Source organism: Cohnella silvisoli (genome assembly GCF_021190915.1).
Classification (GTDB): Bacteria; Bacillota; Bacilli; order Paenibacillales; family Paenibacillaceae; genus Cohnella; species Cohnella silvisoli.
This window is the reverse complement of the sequence record NZ_JAIOAP010000006.1, coordinates 85,333-99,727: the sequence shown is the minus strand read 5'-3', so window position 1 is coordinate 99,727 and position 14,395 is coordinate 85,333. Positions and strand designations below refer to the sequence as shown.

Annotated in this window: 12 protein-coding genes; 6 read left to right on the top strand and 6 right to left on the bottom strand. The window is 50.4% G+C overall.

The features are described 5' to 3' along the window. Positions 1–61: 61 nt before the first annotated feature. Positions 62–1,159 carry a glycosyltransferase family 4 protein gene (locus K7P76_RS13230; RefSeq protein ID WP_232185775.1) on the bottom strand — a complete coding sequence of 366 codons (1,098 nt, stop codon included), beginning with the start codon at positions 1,157–1,159 and terminating at the stop codon, positions 62–64. Between the two features lie 169 nt (positions 1,160–1,328). Here K7P76_RS13230 and K7P76_RS13225 point away from each other — a divergent pair, with 169 nt between their 5' ends. The 6 genes from K7P76_RS13225 (at position 1,329) to K7P76_RS13200 (ending at position 7,604) form a co-directional block, all read left to right on the top strand. After that, positions 1,329–1,952, top strand: coding sequence for a hypothetical protein (locus K7P76_RS13225; RefSeq protein ID WP_232185774.1), 624 nt, complete (start codon positions 1,329–1,331; stop codon positions 1,950–1,952). Positions 1,953–2,220: 268 nt separating this feature from the next. Beyond that, positions 2,221–3,378, top strand: coding sequence for an ROK family transcriptional regulator (locus tag K7P76_RS13220; protein WP_232185773.1), 1,158 nt, complete (start codon positions 2,221–2,223; stop codon positions 3,376–3,378). 28 nt (positions 3,379–3,406) lie between these two features. Further along, a complete protein-coding gene (locus K7P76_RS13215) occupies positions 3,407–4,411 on the top strand; it encodes an asparaginase (protein WP_232185772.1) in 1,005 nt (334 codons plus the stop codon). A 72-nt stretch (positions 4,412–4,483) separates the two neighbouring features. Then, positions 4,484–5,947 carry a M17 family metallopeptidase gene (locus K7P76_RS13210; protein ID WP_232185771.1) on the top strand — a complete coding sequence of 488 codons (1,464 nt, stop codon included), beginning with the start codon at positions 4,484–4,486 and terminating at the stop codon, positions 5,945–5,947. 4 nt (positions 5,948–5,951) lie between these two features. Beyond that, positions 5,952–6,644, top strand: coding sequence for a copper homeostasis protein CutC (locus tag K7P76_RS13205; protein ID WP_232185770.1), 693 nt, complete (start codon positions 5,952–5,954; stop codon positions 6,642–6,644). 270 nt (positions 6,645–6,914) lie between these two features. After that, positions 6,915–7,604: an HAD family hydrolase gene (locus K7P76_RS13200; RefSeq protein ID WP_232185769.1), complete on the top strand. Its 690-nt coding sequence runs from the start codon at positions 6,915–6,917 to the stop codon at positions 7,602–7,604. 215 nt (positions 7,605–7,819) lie between these two features. Here the strand turns inward: K7P76_RS13200 and K7P76_RS13195 are convergent, their stop codons facing one another. From K7P76_RS13195 to K7P76_RS13175, 5 genes are all read right to left on the bottom strand, one after another. Then, positions 7,820–9,025 carry a YheC/YheD family endospore coat-associated protein gene (locus K7P76_RS13195; RefSeq protein WP_232185768.1) on the bottom strand — a complete coding sequence of 402 codons (1,206 nt, stop codon included), beginning with the start codon at positions 9,023–9,025 and terminating at the stop codon, positions 7,820–7,822. A 75-nt stretch (positions 9,026–9,100) separates the two neighbouring features. Next, complete coding sequence (locus K7P76_RS13190; RefSeq protein ID WP_232185767.1) at positions 9,101–10,261, bottom strand: YheC/YheD family endospore coat-associated protein; 1,161 nt, start codon at positions 10,259–10,261, stop codon at positions 9,101–9,103. Further along, positions 10,251–11,648, bottom strand: a complete 1,398-nt coding sequence (locus tag K7P76_RS13185; protein ID WP_232185766.1) for a YheC/YheD family protein — start codon at positions 11,646–11,648, stop codon at positions 10,251–10,253. Before K7P76_RS13185 ends, K7P76_RS13190 begins: the two co-directional genes overlap by 11 nt. Further along, positions 11,629–12,801 (bottom strand): YheC/YheD family endospore coat-associated protein, encoded by a 1,173-nt coding sequence (locus K7P76_RS13180; RefSeq protein WP_232185765.1) that lies wholly within the window; start codon positions 12,799–12,801, stop codon positions 11,629–11,631. The genes K7P76_RS13185 and K7P76_RS13180 overlap by 20 nt, the downstream gene beginning before the upstream one ends. Then, complete coding sequence (locus K7P76_RS13175) at positions 12,776–14,143, bottom strand: YheC/YheD family endospore coat-associated protein (protein WP_232185764.1); 1,368 nt, start codon at positions 14,141–14,143, stop codon at positions 12,776–12,778. Before K7P76_RS13175 ends, K7P76_RS13180 begins: the two co-directional genes overlap by 26 nt. Between the last annotated feature and the right edge of the window lie 252 nt (positions 14,144–14,395).

Here is a 14,395-nt window from a genome sequence, read left to right as displayed (position 1 = left end):
TAGTAAATATCCCTCCATGTATAAGAAACCTTCATACGGTGCCGCATGAAGGTTTTTTTGCCTACCGGTTTATTTTGGAATAAACTCCGCTTAATCGCTGGGCAGATGCGCTCCAACTGAATTTTGCCAAACAATCTTTCCGTGCTTGTCGTTTCATGCTGTTTCGCAAATTCTTGTTATTCATAAGCCGCACGATTGCATTCGCGAACGCTTGGGGTTTGCGATAGTCTTTTACCAGGATTCCATTTTTATTGTGGCGTACGATTTCCTTGATCCCGCCGTTACTCGAAGCGATAACGGGCAAACCGGAAGACATCGCCTCGACGTTAACCAAACCGAAAGCTTCATGTTGCTGGGAAGGACAGACAAAAACATCGGCTTGCCGGTATACTTTATGAATGCGGCTATGGGGAACGGTGCCGAGGAAACGGGTATTAACGTGAAGCTTACGAGCGAGTGCGCGCATGCTTTCCATATATCCGGAACGAGTTGATCCGCCCGCGATCACGACATGGATGGGTCTGACCGTTTTCGATTGTGCCTGCTTAACGGCTTTGAGCAGTACGGGAACTCCTTTCCGAGGGATCAATCTGCCTGTAAACAATACCTTGAATGCTTTATTAGGCTTATTCGCCCGGGATGGTGAGAAACGATTCGTATCTACGCCGAGCCATACTTTGCGGATTCGTCCGGAAATACGTGGGAACCTCGCGGATAATTGCTGTTTTAATGACGAACTGTTCGCGATAATGATATCGGCTTTGGCTAGATCTTTCGCTGCTGTCGCACGAGATGTAAACGGGGCGCCGACGAAGGTTAGGGAATGTAGAAACAGGGACACAGGAGTCCCCTTGAACAATTGTTTAAGAGGACCGACGAAGCGCGGCCGGTTATCGATCTGGATCACATCGAATCGTTTGCCTTTGATAAAGCTTTTGACATGAGACAAGTATTTCATGGGACTTCCAGATGGAACACGATAAATATGGACCCCATCAATGACGGAATGACGGGGATACCGTGAATGAGCCCGGCTAACGACGGTTACGCGATGCGAGCGCGCCAATTTTTTAGCGATGGCTAGTATGCAGATTTCAACAGATCCTCCGAGAATGGGCGGGACCGTAATTTGCTCCGGCGCTACAATCAAAATGTGCATATAAGAACACCTGCTCCGAAAGATTTAGCGTAAAAGCCACATGACAAATTATGTAGAAGACATTGAATTAGCTTGAGGCAAATGCCGTCCCATGACAAAGGTATATCGAAAGAATAGGTTGGCGAACAAAATTTGCTATAATAAGAAAACGATAGAAAGGAGTGTTCAGATGACGATTCTGACCCGGTTGGCTACTTCGCTTAATCGCAAAGATGAACAACCCAACGTGGAATTGGCGCGAAAGGTTGTCGATGAAGCCGACAAGGAAGCTATACAAGAGCTTATCGATAACGTCGCCCACAAAGATAAAAATATCCAAAGCGATTGCATCAAGGTGCTATACGAAATCGGAGCGCTCGAGCCTGAGCTTATTGCCTTTCATGCGCAAACGTTTATTGATTTGCTTGACCACAAAAATAATCGACTAGTATGGGGAGCGATGACGGCGCTGGATGCAATAGCTCTCGTTAATCCTCAAGTTATCTTTTCAGCGTTGCCGACAATCTTGGAAGTGGCAGATAAAGGCTCAGTCATTACGAAGGACCATGGGGTCAATATTCTGATTAAGCTATGCTCTATGGACTCTTATTCAGAGAAGGTTTTTCCGCAGCTCATAGCGCAGTTGGAAAACTGTCCGACGAACCAACTCCCGATGTATGCGGAGAACGCAATGCCGATTATTAATGGCAACAATAGAACCGTCTTTGTTGAAACGCTACTATCCCGGCTAATTGAAATCGAGAAGGACAGCAAACGCAAACGGGTGGAAAAAGTTATTAAGAAGCTGAGCTAAAAACTTATATTGGATGTTAAGCATTTCAATGCCGGAAAGCCTTGTATTCTAAGGCTTTTTTTGCGTATTTATTTGTCAAAATTTTAGTATGGTCATTTATATTGACGGGTTAATAAAAAATCTCTATTGTTAACATCAATGGAGTAACTAATTAATATATTTAGACAAAACACAAGGATATCAGTCGCTTTCTACCGTTTTAATTGGTTATAAGCTGTATTTTTACTATATTTAATCCTATGGTGAAAATAATCAGGAGATAATTCCCGTGAAAAAGCATGATCAGGACTTTATGAAACGCCAAAACAGGCTGACTGTTTTTGAAATCATTAAAAACCAGCGTCCGATTTCCCGGGCTTCGATTGCTAAGCAAACCGGGATGAGTGCCACCACAGTCAGCCGGATTGTCGGGGAACTGACGGAGGAGGGATACATTCAAGAATCCGAGCAAGTTTCCGCGGGTCTCGGCCGAAAATCTACGTTGCTAGGCTTAGTGGATGGATCGGTATTATCGATTGGAATTGAACTGGATCGTCACGCAATAAGCGTTGGTATCGTGGATTTGCAGGGAAATATCGTATGCAGTGAAGTATATAGCCGCCTATCTGAAGATAGTTCCACTGACACACTCGAACGACTCGGCTCCATAGTCCTTGAAATGCTAGAGCGGAATGCAATAAAACGCAACAGAGTCGTTGGCATCGGAGTCGGGCTTCCCGGTATCGTAAACATCGAAAAAGGCATTGTCGTTTTCTCCGTCCAGCTCGGATGGAAAAATGTGCGATTGTCTGAACGCCTGAAAGAACTTACCGGCTTTGAAGTCGCCGTTGACAATGAGCTCAAAGTCAAAGCGCTGGCCGAACATCTGAAGGGCGCCGCAATCGGTTCTAACCGAACTGCGCTTATCGGTTTCGGCAATGGAGTCGGTTCCGCTCTTATTATCGAAGGCGGTATTTATCGGGGCGAGATGAACAGCGCAGGGGAAATCGGTCATACAACGATCGATCCGAACGGTATGCTGTGTGAATGCGGCAAGCCCGGCTGCTTGCAAACGTACATCAACATCAGCTCACTTCTATCGGAAGCGAACAAAATTCGTCCGATTCATACGATCGAGGAACTGTTCGACGCATACCGAGTCAAAGAACCGTGGGCGGTCCATTTAATTGATCGAGCTTTAATGTACATGTCTATAACGGTGAACAATGTCGTTTGCATGTATAATCCGGATAGCGTCATATTAAGCGGCGAGCTCGTCGACAAATTTCCGGAAATTTGCTCGGAAGTGAAAGAGCTGTGTTCTACGCGTTTAGTATGGGAGCCGTTGCGCGAGTCTTTCAGCTTCCACCGTTCTGAGTTGAATGAGCGGGGAGTCGTAATCGGCTCCGGACTGTTGGCGCAGACGCGCTTTTTCGTACTCGAATAACTCCAAAACAGACAAGGAGGACATTGGAATGAGTTTTACAGCATTGGTTGAAGAATACCGCGGCAAACTCCTTGAGAATGTACATTTCGGAGTGGTCAGCGTGGTGGACGAGAAGGGAAACGTTATTTATCGGGCCGGAAATCCTGAGCATATGACTTATTTACGCTCTGCAGCGAAGCCGTTTCAGGCCATTCCGGTGATGAAAAGGAACATTGATGAAGTGTACGGGCTCACTGGCCAGGAAACTGCGATATTTGCAGCTTCTCACCGGGGAGAGTCATTCCATATCGAAGCATTGGAATCCATCATTCGCAAAGTAGGTTTTTCAGAGGAAGGGCTTCATTGCTGCGCTACCTATCCGCTTAATGAAGACGCCAAAGCCGAGCGCCATCGGGCGCACGAGCCGAAAAGACGCATTTTCCATAACTGTTCGGGCAAGCATTCCGGATTAATTGCTCTTTGCAAGCATATGGGCTGGGATGAAAGGACTTACTATAAGCTTGATCATCCGGTACAGCAGGAAATTCTGGAGACGCTGGCATATATCGCCGAAGTGCCGATATCATCCATCCCGGTCGGTATTGACGGATGCGGCCTTCCCGTTCATGCGTTACCATTAAATAAAATTGCTCTATCGTATTTGAAGCTGGCTTGCCCTGACTTAATCGAAGATTCCGCAACACGCGTTGCAGCAGCTAAAATGGCTAAGCTAATGAACGAATTCCCAGACATGATTGCCGATACGAAATTTGTCTGCTCAGCTCTTCTTAAGGATCCCAACCTGTCGGCCAAAGGCGGGGCGAAAGGCGTTTACGGTATCGGACTGCGGAAAGAGCGGCTCGGCATTTCACTGAAAGTGTCTGATGGTTCCGAACAAGTATGGCCATGCATTATCGCTTCGATTCTGGAACGCATCGGTTATGACAACCAGGAGACGATTGACCGGCTGTATGAGCTGGTGCCAAACGTTATCGTGAACGACGGCGGAACGATAGTGGGAGAACGAAGGGCTGTATTTTCCCTGGAACGTTAAAGAGCATAATTTGCTGATGGTAGCTTGTCATTTGTATGATGAGACAGCCAAACGGTAGAAGGTGGGACAACGATGCAAATCACGATAAGCCCGAGTCGGGATGCGGAGGTTTATGTCCATCCGGTGTATATAGGCGAGAGTTTTCAATTTCCGCTCCGTGAGAGTCGCCGGAAAGCGACAGAGGTCACATGGTTTCACGGCAGGGCAAACGGAGAGGCTGAAGTGCTGTCGATCGGAATGGGCGAGCGCAAAAAAGTGAGCTTAGAGCAGGTGAGAAGGGCTGGCGGAGTTTCCGTAAGGTCCTTGTTGCGTGAAGGCGTGCGAAGTGCGGGGCTTGTCCGTTCCACCGTTGTTGGCAGCGAAACGAATGAAGAGGCCGCTTTAGTTTGGCTGCAAGCATGGGTAGAGGGCTGGCTGCTTGGCTATTACCGTTTTGAGAAGTACAAACAAGCCTCCAAGACCGATACTAACGTCGACCTGAATATTCACCCGGAAGACTGGCCGGAATTATCCGCATCCGAGTTGGAAAACACGATTGCAATCGCACGCATTCGAGCGGAGGGCGCTATGCTGGCAAGAGATTTGGTTAACGACTCTCCTGATGCTCTTAATCCCGATGCTTTCGTTGAAAGAGTAGCCGCTCATTTCTTGAACGAACCCGTACGGATTCATGTCTATAGCGGGCAGGAGCTTGTAGACCGCCAAATGAATGGTTTGCTCGCCGTAGGCGCGGGAAGCTTGCATCACCCGGCGCTCATTGAGATCCGATATGAAGAGGATACGAGTCTTCCGTTGCTAGCGTTGGTCGGCAAAGGGATTACGTTCGATATGGGCGGAATGAACGTCAAGACCGGCAGAGACATCAGCGATGCCCGTATGGATATGGGTGGAGCAGCAGCGGTCATCGGGTCGATGGATATACTCGTTAAGCAGAGCGCCAAAGTGAATGTAGTTGCTCTTATTGCGGTGGCGGACAACCTCCCCGATGCTGCGGCCATGCTGCCTTCGTCCGTTATTCACTATCCGAACGGCTTAACTGTTCAAGTTGCTAACACGGATGGCGAAGGACGGCTTGTTCTGGCTGACGCGCTGCTTCACGCGTCCAAGCTTGGCGTCGCGGAAGCGATCGACATCGCCACGCTTACAGGAAATGTAGGGCAAGCTCTTGGGCTTGGTCTTGCGGGCATTTGGGGAGATACCGGAATGACGCGCAAACTGGTCGAAATTGGCGAGCGCAATGGAGAACGACTGTGGCCGATGCCGCTTATTGATGAGTATGAATCCGAGTTGCGAAGCGATTATGCTGATATGCGCAATGTCGGAGCCTCCACGCTTGCTGGAGCGATTACTGCGGCATTGTTTATTCGCCGTTTTGTGGCTGAATCGATAAACTGGGTTCACATTGATATGGCCGGTACAGTCCAGTATAAGCAGGAAGTTGGTTATTCGGAGGCTGGAGCAACCGGTTATGGGGCGCGTCTGCTTGCTGATTATGCGGTAAGCCGCTCTAATTATTCGGATGTTGGAAGAGGATGACGAAATGAAACTAGAAGTAATCGCGACCTGCGTGCAGGATGCATTGACGGCCGAAGATAATGGCGCAGACCGAATTGAGCTTATTACCGCAATAACGGAAGGCGGACTAACTCCCGGCATTGGGATGGTCGAACAGGTCGTTCGAGCGGTTAACATTCCTGTTCATGTCATGGTCAGGCCTCATAGCAGATCCTTCATTTACGATCGCTACGATCTTGATACGATGAGGGCAGAGATTAAAGCCATTTCTTCTATTGGCGCGGCTGGAATCGTTGTGGGTGCTTTGAAGGCGGATAGGTGCATTGATGTGCATTCTCTAGAGATGCTCCTCGAGTCGGCAGGCGGGCTGAATGTGACGTTTCACCGCGCCTTCGACGAGTTGGAAGATCAAATCTCCGGGCTGCGGTTGTTGAGACGATATCCGCAAATTAGCCGAGTACTTACCTCCGGCGGGCTCAAGCCCGCGATGGAGGCGGTGTCTGAAATTCGGCGTCTGGTGGAGGAAACGGACGGGAGTTCTCTAGCAATTCTCGCTGGCCATGGTCTGACGTTGCAAGGTATTAAGTTGTTTATTGAACAAACCAGGGTAACGGAAGTGCACTTCGGCTCCGCGGTTCGCTGCAACCGATCCGGTCTTGAACCGATCGATCCGGTACAGCTGCGGTCCTTAGCCGGCATTCTTCACGGAATGGCCTGAAGAATCGTTTTGAAATACCGTACTTTTGAATTTGTGCCTGCAGGATTGAATGACGACGTCGGTATGGTAGACGCCGCTGCCTTGTTTCATACGTTATTACGTTTCAGCCTATCCGAGCTATTGAAGCTTGGGCGGGCTTTTTTTGATCATTAATAAGTTTTGAGGAGGGTCGGTTTCGACATCTCCACGGATGAAATCGTGTTCCTGTTTCTTTTGAAAGGCAATAATTTACGGTATGATGGGAGATAAACGACTTTTAGGGAGATTGTCATGAGCGATACGAATTCCGGCGTTACAACATTGCCATTGCCGCAAGCCGTTATCTTTGATTTGGACGGCACGCTATTCCAAACCGAGACGCTGCTGGAAACCGTGCACAGACGCGTATTCGAGACGCTTCGGGAAGAAGGGCTCTACTTGGCGCCGCTACCGCCTATCGATATGTTGCTCGGATCGTTGGGTATGGTTCTATCCGATATATGGAAGAAGGTAATGCCAGAAGGTTCGACTGAGGCGCATGAAAGGGCGAACGTGTTGCTGCTGCAATATGAGATGGAAGAATTGGCGGTTGGCCGAGGGCACCTGTATCCCGGCGTCATAGAGACGTTGCGCGAGCTCCGCGGCCGGGGCATTCGGTTGTTCATCGCCAGCAACGGGCTGGAGGAGTACGTAAAAGGAGTTCCCGCGATTAAAGGGATCGGCGATTGGTTCGAAGGCACGTACAGCGCCGGCGAATTCGCGACCAAGACTAAGGTGGATCTCGTACGTCGACTGCTGGACACGTATGAAGTCGACCAGGCATGGATGGTCGGCGACCGCTCGTCCGACGTCGAAGCGGGCAAGAGCAACGGCTTGTCCGTCGTCGGCTGCAATTATGCCGGATTTTGCCGCCGTGGCGAGCTTGATGGCTCGGATGCCATCATCGGGTCATTCCCCGAGCTGCTGAAACTGCTGCCGTAGCGAAGGGTAAACCGCCGATTCGACCCGACCGGACCCGACAGTTTTCGCCAAGGTCAAGAAAATGCCTTCATGATGCGCGTCAATGGCACTGAGGAATCGCCAAGGCCAAGAAAGTGCCTTCATGATGCGCGAAATATTGGCACCGAAGAACCGCCAAGCCAAACAAAACAGAAGGGATGTCTCGACTTACGAGACATCCCTTCCACATTGCTTCATTAACTTGTCGTATCGGCATAGTCGGCAGCATGCTCGTCATCGGATAACAAACGATGTTCCGTTGCCGAATCGCCCTTAGGCTTGGAGGCGGGCTTTAGGATGCGTGATTCTTTTTTCTGGCGGTATGCCCACAGCGCGTATTCGATGGGTCGGACGATTGCTTTGCGGTAAGTTTCGTGTTCTCCCGCTTGCTTGAATACTTCGCGAGACGGTTTGGGATTGACCTCCAGCAGCCATACTTTTCCGTTTCTGTCGATAGCCAGGTCAAGCGCTAATTCGCACATTGCCCCGTAATTAGCTTCCAGATGTCGCGCGACGCTAATGCCGAAAGCTTCGGCAGTTTCGCGGATTTGCGAAATGGCTACGTCGTTGCTGATCCATTGCCGCAGCAAAGTATTCATCGACGCGGCTTCGCCCCCGCCATGCAGGTTAGAGGTAATGCTGCGCAACGGCCCGACACGGCCCGCGCAGCCCGTTACTTCCCAGACACCGACTCCGTTTTTCTGCACAAGCATACGATAATCATGGATCCGGCCGCTAGGCAGTTTGATATTCAATCCTTGCTGAACGATATATCGGTCACCATGCATATCCCAACTCCCTAGTGCGGATGCCAGACTGCTTCTCGCTATCCGCTTAGGCTGCACGATGCTGCGCGAATGGTTGCGACCTTGCAGGAGAAGATTTCCATCTTTTTGGCGATCGATGCGAAGAATGCCGCGACCGCCGGTTCCGTTAATCGGTTTTAAGTAAACGGTCTGAAATTTTCTCAGGAGCGTCGAAACATCCTCCGACGATTGGTACAGCTTCGTCACCGGAAGTTGGGACTTAAAGGCGGCCACTTTGCCGAGCGTGCGGTAGATGGTCCATTTGTTGCGTAATGGGCGGTTCAGGAATAAGAGATGGGAATAACGTTTCCGGAATGCCAATAGTTGCTGAAATCGCTGGCTTTTCTGTATGCGGCAACGATCGTAAATAACGTGGGGAAATTTTACCCATCGCCGGTTCCATGTTTTCGATTGCGTATTAAAGATCAATGCATGAATTTTGCCGCTGCTATCATCCACGTCCTGCGGCGTAAATACGAATACCGAAATTCCGATTCGTTTGCCTGCGGTGATCATTTTCTCGTAAACCTGACGTTCCTCGAGTTTTTTGGAATCGTTTAGGTACAAGGTCAGAATACCGAGCACGGGTTGGGCCATGAAGAGTTCACCTCCAGGCCGGCAAGGCCGGCCTCATGAGGTTGGAGCCGCAGCAATGAAATGCCGATATCGCGATCACGAAGTTGCGCCTCCTTTGGCGTCATTGTTCTTTCTGTGCAAGAAGAGGCTATATTGGAAAATTCGTTCGAGCGATTTGTTGCGAATATGCGGCTCGTCGAATTTCATTGGCTTGGAGTTCGCTTCGAAAAACCAGACGTGCCCGGTCTCATCAACGCCCAGATCCATCGACATCTCGCATAACCGATAATGCGCGGAACGTTCGATCTGCCGCGCTAACATCAGCGTTGTGTTTCTAACCTTTCCGAGCACTTTGCCGGTTTTCTCTTGGCCGAAAATCGCGTTGAGAAGCTTCTCGGGATCGTCGATATAGCCGCCGCGCGGCACATGGGTCGTAATGCTGGAATCGCCTGCTACCCTTGCGCCGATGCCGGACAATTCCCACTGCCCTACCCCGTTTTTCTGTATTAAAGCCCTTAAATCAAAGGGTCGGTTGTTAACGGCGGCCAGTGTGATACCTTGCTGCGCGATATAAGGCTCTCCAAGGATAGCGGATTGTTTCGTCACTCTATCCCACAATCTTTTCATCGTTGCGCATCGGTAAGTGCGGCTGCCTTTTTCCTCTTGAATTTGCAGGCGATAAGGCAATTGCTTCTCAGGCTGAACCTTCACGGTCATAATGCCGACGCCAGCTTTACCTCTGACGGGTTTGAGATAAAGCAAGCGGTGTTTCTTGAGAAGATTTCCGAGAACGATCGCGTCGGTCAATTTCTTCGTTTCCGGAATGTATGGCTTCGTTGCCTTATTCTCGTTGAGCCATTGAAACAAAGACCATTTGTTGAAAAAACGGCGATTAAACAAGCGAATGCCGGGTTGCTTCGACAAAGCGGCCAATTTGCGTTTCACGCTGGGCAGTCGTTCGTCCTCTCGTTGAGGGATCCGGTTATAGACGATATTCGGACGGGGAAACCAGGATTTGATCCATGTTTCGTCGTCGTTGCGAAACGTATAACCGAGTATCCGCGGCGCGTTAAGCTTCAGGTTTTTGACCGTGACGACATACGTGGTCATTCCCATCATTTGGCCGGTGCGGATGAGATCTACGAAATTGCTGCGATTTCCGCGAAACAGCTGTAAATCATCCTCTATCGTAAGAATCGCGACGACCGGTTTATCGGTCGTTTGCTCCGCGTTCGCTAAGGGGAGGTTAGGAATCATTAAGATTCATCCCCTCTGCTTTGCGAAATTTGCTTAAATACAAGCAGTGATCGAGAATGTATTCGAGCGAAGCTTTACCTTGCTCCTTCAAGGCCGGATGCTTGAAGATGGACCTTCCGGGCTTGGCATTGGCCTCGAACATCCAGACGGAGCTGTCCCGGTCAATGCCGATATCGAGTCCCAGTTCTCCAAGGGTATGCGTATAATTTCGTTCGATGGCTTCCGACAGCTTGATGGCAACCGCCTTAGCTTCCTTGAGCACCTCATCCGATTTGTCTCCGAAAGTCCGGCTGAGCGCCTGTTCCGGCGTCATGAGAGAACCGCCGTTCTTAATATGGGTCGTAACGCTGCCCCGTCCGGCTTTCTTGGCGCCAATTCCGGCAACGACCCACTTGTTGTGTCCATCCTTATGCATGTGGAATCGGAAATCAATCGGGCAATTGTCGATTTCGACCAATCGAATGCCTTGCTGGACAACATAGCTGCTTAAGTTCCCGCCATGACGAGCGCGCAGCATTCTCATCAGGCTATTGAAGTTGCTGAACCGTAGGAGAACGTTGCCGGCGCCCCGGCGATACCGGATGAAGTAACCTTTGCGCGGGTGGTAGGTGAGACGGTAAATCCCGATGCCAAGGCTGCCCGCAGACGGCTTATAGTATAGAAATTGATGCTTCTCCAGAAGTTCTTTGATTTTCTCCGGAGTCGGATTGTTGATGGATTCAGGCAAGTGCCTAAGCGCTTCGGGATCGTTATCGAGAAGCTTGTAAACGTCCGATTTGTTGAAGAAGCTCCAATTAAAAAATGGGATTTTTTTCTTGATGAATCGCTCCCGCAGCGCCGTAATCGTAGATCCGGTTTCTGCGCGCCGGCTCGGAAGCCGGTTGTATACGACGTCGGGAAGCGGAACGACGCGCCGCGTCCAACCGCCTCCGCCATCAAGGAACCAGGCATGAATCGTATCTTGCTGCCAGTTGATATCGCGCGGGGTGAAGGCAAATAAATATGCTTTTTTCTGACCAAGGCTAAGAAGTTGTCTAACGAAACCGGTTCTTTCTCCGAACGGAGCGGTCGAGGAGCGTGTGCCGTTGTTGTCCGTCAATACCCCGATTAAAGGGCCGAGTTGGATTTCCTCTTCGCCTTCGTCATTAGTTAAATACACGTTTCCCGATTTAGGAACCCTTATGGAACGCCGAAGCCCTGCCGACATATAGACATGATGACCTTTGCGTTTAACGGTCCGCACCGTGGCGGGTACGATGTCTTTGCCGAGCTTGACGTTAACCGATTTACGTCCGCCCAGCTTGAGCAGCTTCGCAAGAGGGCTGGAAAACCATACGATACGTTCCGGCTGCTGCGTGAAATGGACGTTACAGATGGTCAAACTCATGAATTACCCTCCCAGGTGGTCGAAGCAGGATAGATCGGGCATAGGATAGCGGTTGCTCTGCGGCTTTATAAGCGGCTTCACCGTCGGCAGAGCCCATGGCGGAGCGGCCGGGCTTGGAGTTTGCCTCCAGAAACCATAACTTGGCGCTGCGATCAATCCCGTAATCCAAACCGATTTCGGCGAATCGTCCTAATGTTTCTTCCAGCCGAGCGACGATCAGGAAGGAAACCTTTCTTATTTCCTGAATCAGCTCGTTTCCGCGTTGTTCTCCGAAAAGGGGATGGAGCACTTCTTTTGCCGACGCGGCAATTCCGCCTCCATGCAAGTTGGCCGTGACCGAGCCGGTCGCTCCTAAGCGGGCGGCGATCCCGGTTATCGTCCATTGGCCTTTTTCGTTTTTCTGAATAAGCGCGCGTAAATCGAACGGTTCTCCCAAAGGTCCCCGCAAATCCAACATAGGCTGCATAATGTAAGTTCGCATGCCGATCCAACGTTCAATTCGCCGCAAAGCTTCCGTTACGTTCCCGCAAGTCAGGGAGAGCGGGCGATTATCGCTTTGCCTGCCGGTTAGACTAACCGTTCCGTCCTCCTTGCGGATTACGGAAACGACACGTTTGCCTTGGCTGCCGGCAATCGGCTTCAGAAATACGCCATGGCGGTGCTTCTGCAGCCATAAGGCGAGTGAATCCACGCCTTCGTATCGCGCTGTCGGCGGAAGAATAGATTTGAATGTCGCGTCCCGCAACAGGATTTCGTACACTTTTCCTTTGTTAGGAAGACGTCCATTTAGAAATGTAAGCTTCCTAACGGTGCGAATGCGCCGTAAGGCATGACGGAAACGTTGCTTTTCTTCGTCGTTATCCGGCCAAGAGCGATCATAGACGACGGAAGGAAGCTTCTGTTCGCTAGATTCCCACCTGTGCTGTGGTTTGTTCCAAAACCAACCTTTGACCGAGTCGCTCTGTTCATTCCAAGTCCAGGGTGCGAAGGCAAACAAATGCAGCCCGCTTTCCGAGCCGATTAAGTTGAGCCGCTTGATGAACGTGCTCTCCGCAAAAGGAGGATTCCCGTCGCGCTCGCATACGAGAATACCCAGAGCGGCCTGAGAACCAGCAATTCCGTATGAATTAGAATCCCGATATAAATCGCGCATATTGAATTATCATCCGCACCGAAGGACGGATTTTCCCTTCTTTGAGTGGTGTATTATCGTTCTTGGATGGCTTGGAATTTACTTCTAGCAGCCAGACGCGACCGGAGGTGTCGAGTGCCAGATCGATTCCGAGTTCCCCGAAATGGGCGGGAATATGGGTATCTACACCCTTGGCGATGTCCAAAGCCGCTCTCTGAAGGCGCGAGGAAGCGTCTCCCCGAAATTGGACGGGAAGATTGGACTTGGCGACGGACTCCCTAACCGTCGAAAGTGTGCCGCCTCTGGCTAGGTTGGACACGAAATGATCGGTTCCCGCGGTCCGGCCGACGATCGAGGTGATCGCCCATTTGCCGCTCGCGTTCTTCTGCGTTAAAGCGCGATAATCGACCGGACGTCCCCCGATTTCGATTAAGGTCAGGCCTTGCTGGACCAAATAGCGGACTGTTTTCATTTTGCCGGAAATGGTTGAGAATAGTTTGACAAGGCTGGTGTACGTCTGTCTTTTCGTTCCGCCCACCGTTGCGTAAGACGCTTGCCAGTTCTCAGGACCGATGCGGGATAGACGAATGATTCCTTTGCCTAAGCTGCCTCTTACCGGTTTTAGGAACACGGCGCTATATCTGGAGCACATGCTCTTTAACATCGTATAGTTCTGAAGGGAATGGGATTCGGGTAAATATTTTTGCAAGGAAGAATCTTTCTTAAGCGCATCGAACACTTCGGATTTGTCGAGAAATTTCTCGTTGAACACATGAGCGCCATAGCGATGTTTGATTTCTTTCATGAACTGCTGAACGATGGGGTTGTTTTCGAGCTTGCGGGAAGTCAGACGATTGTTCACGACATCGGGTGCCGGAAGCATCATCTTCAGCCATCCCTTAGTGTAAACCCAACCCTCAACGGAAGAGAGATTTGATCCGATCGCGCTTGGAGTGAAAAAATACACGTAAGCGCCTTGGCTCCGGCAAGCATCGGTCATTTCCCGGCAGAACATCGTGATGTCTCCGAACGGTTTTTCCAACTGCTGCGAATTATCCCGGCTTATTAGTACGCCGATTAGAGGTCCAAGCGCGAGTGTTCTTGTCGCGGTCTGGTACTGGATTCGCAGCGGTATTCCGGAAAAGATACACATTCTGCGAGCTAGCGTTTGGCTGATTCGCAGACCTTCATAACGGGGCACTGGGACGATTGTGACGGAATGGCGGAACGAACCGAACTGTAAGACAAGATGCTGCTGGGCAGGTATTTTCAACTGCTTCATGAGGGATTCCCCCAGCATCAGGACGTCATCGGACAATATGCTTGAACTGATGACCTGGACGTCGATTTTCGGGGTGGACATGTTTCGTACTCCTTCCACCTTTGCGTGTGTCGTGGTGAAGGCTCTCGTAGGCTTCCTTCCCGGGGGCTAGCGAGTGAATCAGAAAGTATTAGCTGCGTCCCCACCCTTTTCTGAATCACCTGAGCATAACGTTTATCCCGTACCCAAGTGCAGCAGTCATAGGCGCTTTGGGCGCTCGCTGATTGTTGTCATGAAGGCGGTGAAGCCGTTATGCCTGGAATACAACATCATATGAGGACATCTATCTATCGG

What these genes read in the sequence shown, in the direction of transcription:
- K7P76_RS13225 (WP_232185774.1), top strand. Translation starts at nt 1,329, where the DNA reads ATGACGATTCTGACCCGGTTGGCTACTTCGCTTAATCGCAAAGATGAA.
- K7P76_RS13190 (WP_232185767.1), bottom strand. Translation starts at nt 10,261, where the DNA reads ATGATTCCTAACCTCCCCTTAGCGAACGCGGAGCAAACGACCGATAAA.
- K7P76_RS13215 (WP_232185772.1), top strand. Translation starts at nt 3,407, where the DNA reads ATGAGTTTTACAGCATTGGTTGAAGAATACCGCGGCAAACTCCTTGAG.
- K7P76_RS13175 (WP_232185764.1), bottom strand. Translation starts at nt 14,143, where the DNA reads ATGTCCACCCCGAAAATCGACGTCCAGGTCATCAGTTCAAGCATATTG.
- K7P76_RS13195 (WP_232185768.1), bottom strand. Translation starts at nt 9,025, where the DNA reads ATGGCCCAACCCGTGCTCGGTATTCTGACCTTGTACCTAAACGATTCC.
- K7P76_RS13200 (WP_232185769.1), top strand. Translation starts at nt 6,915, where the DNA reads ATGAGCGATACGAATTCCGGCGTTACAACATTGCCATTGCCGCAAGCC.
- K7P76_RS13210 (WP_232185771.1), top strand. Translation starts at nt 4,484, where the DNA reads ATGCAAATCACGATAAGCCCGAGTCGGGATGCGGAGGTTTATGTCCAT.
- K7P76_RS13230 (WP_232185775.1), bottom strand. Translation starts at nt 1,159, where the DNA reads ATGCACATTTTGATTGTAGCGCCGGAGCAAATTACGGTCCCGCCCATT.
- K7P76_RS13180 (WP_232185765.1), bottom strand. Translation starts at nt 12,801, where the DNA reads ATGCGCGATTTATATCGGGATTCTAATTCATACGGAATTGCTGGTTCT.
- K7P76_RS13185 (WP_232185766.1), bottom strand. Translation starts at nt 11,648, where the DNA reads ATGAGTTTGACCATCTGTAACGTCCATTTCACGCAGCAGCCGGAACGT.
- K7P76_RS13205 (WP_232185770.1), top strand. Translation starts at nt 5,952, where the DNA reads ATGAAACTAGAAGTAATCGCGACCTGCGTGCAGGATGCATTGACGGCC.